Raw genomic sequence first — 5,655 nt, forward strand, 5'->3', positions numbered from 1 at the left:
ACTGGTATTCGCGTTAAGCTTATACGCGACATCGGCCCCCATCACCGCCCCCTGCTCCAACGAGAGCGAGCGGAAATCAACAAAATTCGGTTGGCTGTAATACCCCCGAACTGAAACCTGGTCGCTCAATTTCGCGGTCAGATCGGCTGAAAGCGCGGAGTTGCTGTCGGTATAGCTTTCATAAACCACTCCGAGGGTAGCTAAGCCCATGGCGTTCAAACCAAATTGCGCCAGAAAACCATTACGCGGCTTGGCAACCGCCTCCACAGAAGAAAGATCGATCGGATTAAACTCGTACTCCGAACCAAAGTAGCCGGGAACAAAACCCTTGTCAAAGACCCGATATTCGGCACCGAATGACGCGTTAGCGACCATCAGGTCATAAGCCCAGGAGAGACCGGCCGATACCCCGGAGCCGTGATTGAGAAGCTGGCCCGCTTCAGCGTAACCTTCAAAGTTCCAGGGGAGAGGCATCAAGGCATCAAGCCCGATCGCTGAGACAGGAGGAAGCTGTTTAGTCCCGCCGGCGCTAAGATCTACTTTCCGACCAGTTGTATCGGTTACATAGTACTGGCCCAGAGTTAACATTGGATTAACCCGCTCTTCCACCCTGGCATAATAAAGGTTTGATTTAGTCGCCATCCCGCGAACAACGTATTGATCAAAGTCCAGGTACCCTTTGAAACCAAGTTGGTCGTTATTGAGCATAATGGCCGGTCCTTTGCGGGTCGTATAGTTTTTCATTATCAAACCATGTCCAATCGTCACCCCATCCAGCACCCCATAACGAAGGCCCTTTTTGGCATCATCGTATTCGACATAACGGAAAACAATGTTCTGATAATCGGCGGTTTTATTCTCACCCAGAGCAACATTGACGTCAAAACCGGTCGACCAAAAACCGTACTTAAAATCCGGCCGCCAGGTTAAAGACATAACGTCCCTGGTCCCAACCTTGGTATAACTAATACTTACCCCGCCAATATTGGAATTAAGAGTGGTCGGCCCGCCGCTGGACGAATTTATAGTCGTGGTAACCGGGATCGTTTGGGCATGCGCTGAACTAACAACCAACAAAAAACAACTGACAATTAAAATATTTTTCACTATTAATTCCTCCAATGGAACCTGCGGCTAAACGCCGCGGTTCCAGTTTTTCTGTCGCGAGGAAACCGCGAAGTTTATTCGCAGGTTTCCGAGCATCAGCTTAATGTCTAAAATGTCTCCGTCCGGTAAAAACCATGGCGATTTTATTTTTGTCGGCCATGTCGATCGATTCCTGGTCGCGCTTCGCTCCGCCAGGCTGAATAATGGCCGTAATCCCATGCTTAGCCGCTGCTTCAACGACATCGGCAAAAGGGAAGAAGGCGTCAGAGGCCAGGACTGAACCCTTGGCTTTGTCCCCAGCCTTTTTTACTGCGATATCAGCGGAATCAATGCGTGACATCTGGCCCGCTCCTACCCCAACCGTTGCCCCATCCTTGACCAAAACAATAGCGTTCGATTTAACATATTTAGCCGCCCCCCAGGCAAAGAAAAGATCATCAAGCTCAGCAACCGACGGTTGGCGCTTGGTCACAATTTTAACTTCGTTAACCGCCAACTGGGCAAGATCCGGGTCCTGGACCAATAATCCGCCACTGACCCGTTTATAATCAAATCCTTTAAATGGTTTATTAACCGCGTTCATCCCCATCTCAATAATCCTGACATTGGCTTTCTCTTTCAGGATCGCGAGCGCCTGTGGAGTATACGCTGGTGCAATGATCACTTCCACAAATAGTTTGGCAACCTCTTTGGCTGTCGCTTCATCAATTCGGCGGTTGGCCGCGATGATCCCGCCAAAGGCCGAGACCGGGTCGGACGCCAACGCAAGCTTATAAGCGTCAGCCAGCTGTTTGGCCTTGGCCAGACCGCAGGGATTACTGTGCTTAACGATGCAAACTGTCGGTTCGACAAAATAATTGGCGGCGCTCCAGGCCGATTCCATATCAACGATATTATTGAAAGAAAGCTCTTTGCCGTGAAGCTGTTTGGCTCCGGTCAGATCCCCTTCCCGTCCGGCCCCTTTCTGACGATAAAACGCCGCCTGTTGGTGAGGGTTTTCACCATAACGGAGCTCCTGGACCTTTTCCAATTGGATAGAAAGCTCCTTTGGGAATTTCTCCTCCCCTTTAACTTTACCGGATAAATACCGAACAATAAGCGCGTCGTATTGCGCGGTATGCTTATAGGCTTTAAACGCCAGGAGCTCTTTGGTAGCCAATGAAAGAGCACCATCCTTCTTTATTTCTTCGATTATCTTTCCGTAGTCGGCCGGATCGACAACGATCCCGATATTCTTATAGTTCTTCGCGGCTCCGCGAACCATTGAAGGTCCGCCAATATCGATATTTTCGATCGCTTCGTCATGGGTGAATTTTTTCCGTGAGATGACCTTCTCGAACGGATAAAGGTTACAGACGACCAGGTCAAACGGGTTGATCTTGAACTTTTTCAGTTCTTTCAGATGCTCCGGATTGGTCCGGTCGGCCAGGATCCCGCCGTGAATGATCGGATGCAGGGTTTTGACCCGGCCGCCAAGCATATGCGGGTATTTTGTCAAAGAGGAAACCTCTGTAACTTTTAGCCCTGCCTTTTTCAGGTGTTCAGCCGTCCCGCCCGACGAGACCAGCGCAAAGCCAAGATCGGTCAATTCTTTGGCAAATTTATCAAGACCGGCCTTTTCCCAAACCGAAACTAAAGCGTATCTTTTATGTTTCTTTTCCCCGGCCCCTGGACCCTGGTTTTTCTTTTTCATTTCAATCTCACTCTTCTCCCTTCAATTTTAAGCTTGTCTTCGGCGATCAGCCTGATCGCTTCAGGATAAATGGCATGTTCCTGCTGGAGGATCCTTTCCGACAAGGTCTCTTCGGTATCTTTTTCCATGATCGGAACGGCGGATTGAATAATGATCGGCCCGGTATCACACCCTTCATCGACAAAGTGGACGGTGCAGCCGGTGATCAGCACGCCGTGTTCCAGCGCCTGACGCTGGGCATGGAGGCCGGGAAACGAAGGAAGAAGCGCAGGGTGGATATTGACCATTTTGCCCTGGTAATGGCGCAGCAGGACCTCGCCAACTATCCTCATGTAACCGGCAAGGCAGACCAGTTCCACTCCATGTTGCTGGAGAACTTTGACGATCTCCAGTTCGTAAGTGTTCCGATCGCTATAAATCCGATGATCGATCGCCACAGCGGGGAGATTGTGTTTTCTGGCTCTTTCCAATCCATACGCATCGGGATTGTTCGAGATGACAACCACAATTTTGGCCGGGACCTTGCCGCTCTCACAGGCGTCAATGATCGCCTGCAAGTTAGAACCCTGCCCTGAAATTAAAATTCCTAGTTTAAGCATTTGCCCGACAGCTCCCGCCCTGACTTATATAATGATAACTTCCTGGTTCCCCTTCGAGATCTCACCGATCAGGAACGCCTTCTCCTTTTTCTTCGCCAGATATTGGAGAAGCTTGTCGGCTTCCTTGGCCGGAACGACCAGGATCATCCCGATCCCCATATTAAAGGTCTTGTACATTTCGGCATGGTCAACTTCGCCAAGTTTCTTGATCAATTTAAAGATCCGGGGTATTTCCCAGGAATTCAGTTCAATAACCGCCTGCCTTTTGGGCGGGATAACCCGTCCCAGATTTTCCGGAATACCGCCGCCGGTAATGTGGGCGATCCCTTTGAGCGTGAACTTTTTCATCAGCTCCAGGATCAGCGCGGCATAGATCTTGGTCGGGGTCAAAAGGACCTCGCCGATCGATTTGTTAAAATCGTCGATCTTATCGCCCGGTCCAATATTCCCTTTTTCAAAAATCACTTTACGGGCCAAGGAATAACCGTTGCTGTGCAAACCAGACGACGCCAACCCAATGATCCTGTCCCCTTCTTTGATGGTCGAACCATTAATGACCTTGTTCTTGTCGACCACTCCGACCGCAAAGCCGGCCAGATCATACTCCCCTTTGTGGTACATATCGGGCAGTTCGGCAGTTTCTCCGCCAACCAATTCTACGCCAGATTGACGGCATCCCTCAACGATCCCCTTGACGATCTTTTCGATCACCCCCGGTTCAACTTTTTGGGCCCCGATATAATCAAGGAAAAAAAGAGGTTTTGCCCCCATCGCTACCACGTCATCAACATTCATCGCTACCAGGTCAATACCGATCGTATCATGCTTATTAAGCATGAATGCCAGTTTTAGTTTGGTCCCTACTCCGTCGGTCGCGCCAACCAAATACTGCTTGCCGAACGGAAAAAGCCCGCCGAACGAGCCGATCCCTTTGGCTACTTTTTTGATCCGGCGGACAACTTCATATCCGGCTTCAATATCGACTCCAGCCTGTTTATATGTGATCATTTTAAACCCCTTTATCTGGCCGCTTCCGCCGTCGCTGTTCCGTAGTATACGTCGCCGCCCCGCAGAACAATGAAGAACCGGCACTCTTGATTTGTACAAGCCCAGGCCTTGTACTTGATGGAAACCGCGTTATTGCTAAAATCTGACAGCGGGATCAAAACCCCCTTTTCGCATTTCTCGCATTTAGGAAAAGTCTGTTCGCTCACCTTCCGTCACCTCCTTAATTTGCTCCCACATCCATATAGTCAATATGGGTATGGGGGTTATTTGAAAACAAGTTTTAAACTTTCCAGGCGTTCCGGTACTTTGACCGGGTATTCACCGTTCAAACAGGCCAGACAAAGCCTCTCCTTGGGAAGATTGACCGCTCTGACCAAATTGTGAATGCTCAAATAACCCAAACTGTCGGCCTCAATATATTTGCGGATCCCTTCGATCGACAGATTAGCGGCGATCAGTTCGGAACGGGTCGCCATGTCGACCCCGTAAAAACAGGGACAGGTGATGGGAGGGGATGAGACCCGGAAATGGATCTCCCGCGCGCCGGCGTCACGCAGCAATCTGACGATCTGGCGCGAGGTCGTCCCCCGGACGATCGAATCGTCGATCACGACCATTTTCCGGCCGCGGATCGCGTCACGGATCGGATTGAGCTTCATCTTGACCCCGATCTCCCGCAAGCTCTGGGTCGGCTGGATAAAGGTCCGCCCGATATAGCGGTTCTTGATCAAGCCGTCGGCAAACGGGATCCTGGTCTCTTTGGAAAAGCCGATCGCCGCCGGAATGCCGGAGTCAGGAATGGCAATGACCATTTCCGCCTCTGCCGGCTGCTCTTTGGCCAGATATTTTCCCAGGTGGACCCTGACGTCATGAAAGCTCCGTCCATCGATCAAACTGTCCGGCCGGGCAAAATAGATAAACTCGAACACGCAAAGAGCCGGACGCTCACCGCGACACCAGGTCTTTGACTGCAGACCATTCTTGTCAATGACCACCATCTCCCCGTTGCTGATTTCGCGGACAAATTCGGCCCCAATAACGTCCAGCCCGCAGGTCTCCGAAGAGATAATGTAGGAATCGCCGCGACGACCCAGGCAAAGCGGCCTCATCCCCTGCTGGTCACGGAAACCGTAAAGTTTATCAAGGGTCATGACCACCACCGAAAAAGCCCCCCGGCATTTATTGATCGTTGCCAGCATCGCCTCTTCAAAACTCTTCTCATCCGAAGAGGCGATCAGCCCGGCGATC

General features: G+C 50.8%; 6 protein-coding genes. All 6 read right to left on the reverse strand.

The features are described 5' to 3' along the window. Positions 1-1,107 (reverse strand): hypothetical protein (locus tag KKF06_05210; protein MBU1617152.1); only part of this gene is annotated, 1,107 nt, incomplete at its 3' end. A 100-nt stretch (positions 1,108-1,207) separates the two neighbouring features. After that, positions 1,208-2,800: a bifunctional phosphoribosylaminoimidazolecarboxamide formyltransferase/IMP cyclohydrolase gene (gene purH, locus KKF06_05215; protein MBU1617153.1), complete on the reverse strand. Its 1,593-nt coding sequence runs from the start codon at positions 2,798-2,800 to the stop codon at positions 1,208-1,210. Next, complete coding sequence (locus KKF06_05220; protein MBU1617154.1) at positions 2,797-3,399, reverse strand: phosphoribosylglycinamide formyltransferase; 603 nt, start codon at positions 3,397-3,399, stop codon at positions 2,797-2,799. Before KKF06_05220 ends, purH begins: the two co-directional genes overlap by 4 nt. Before the next feature lie 24 nt (positions 3,400-3,423). After that, a complete protein-coding gene (gene purM, locus KKF06_05225; protein ID MBU1617155.1) occupies positions 3,424-4,407 on the reverse strand; it encodes a phosphoribosylformylglycinamidine cyclo-ligase in 984 nt (327 codons plus the stop codon). 11 nt (positions 4,408-4,418) lie between these two features. Next, positions 4,419-4,613 carry a hypothetical protein gene (locus KKF06_05230; protein MBU1617156.1) on the reverse strand — a complete coding sequence of 65 codons (195 nt, stop codon included), beginning with the start codon at positions 4,611-4,613 and terminating at the stop codon, positions 4,419-4,421. Positions 4,614-4,670: 57 nt separating this feature from the next. Next, positions 4,671-5,655 (reverse strand): amidophosphoribosyltransferase (gene purF, locus KKF06_05235; protein ID MBU1617157.1); only part of this gene is annotated, 985 nt, incomplete at its 5' end.

It is taken from the genome of Candidatus Margulisiibacteriota bacterium, assembly GCA_018822365.1.
Classification (GTDB): Bacteria; Margulisbacteria; WOR-1; order O2-12-FULL-45-9; family XYB2-FULL-48-7; genus XYB2-FULL-45-9.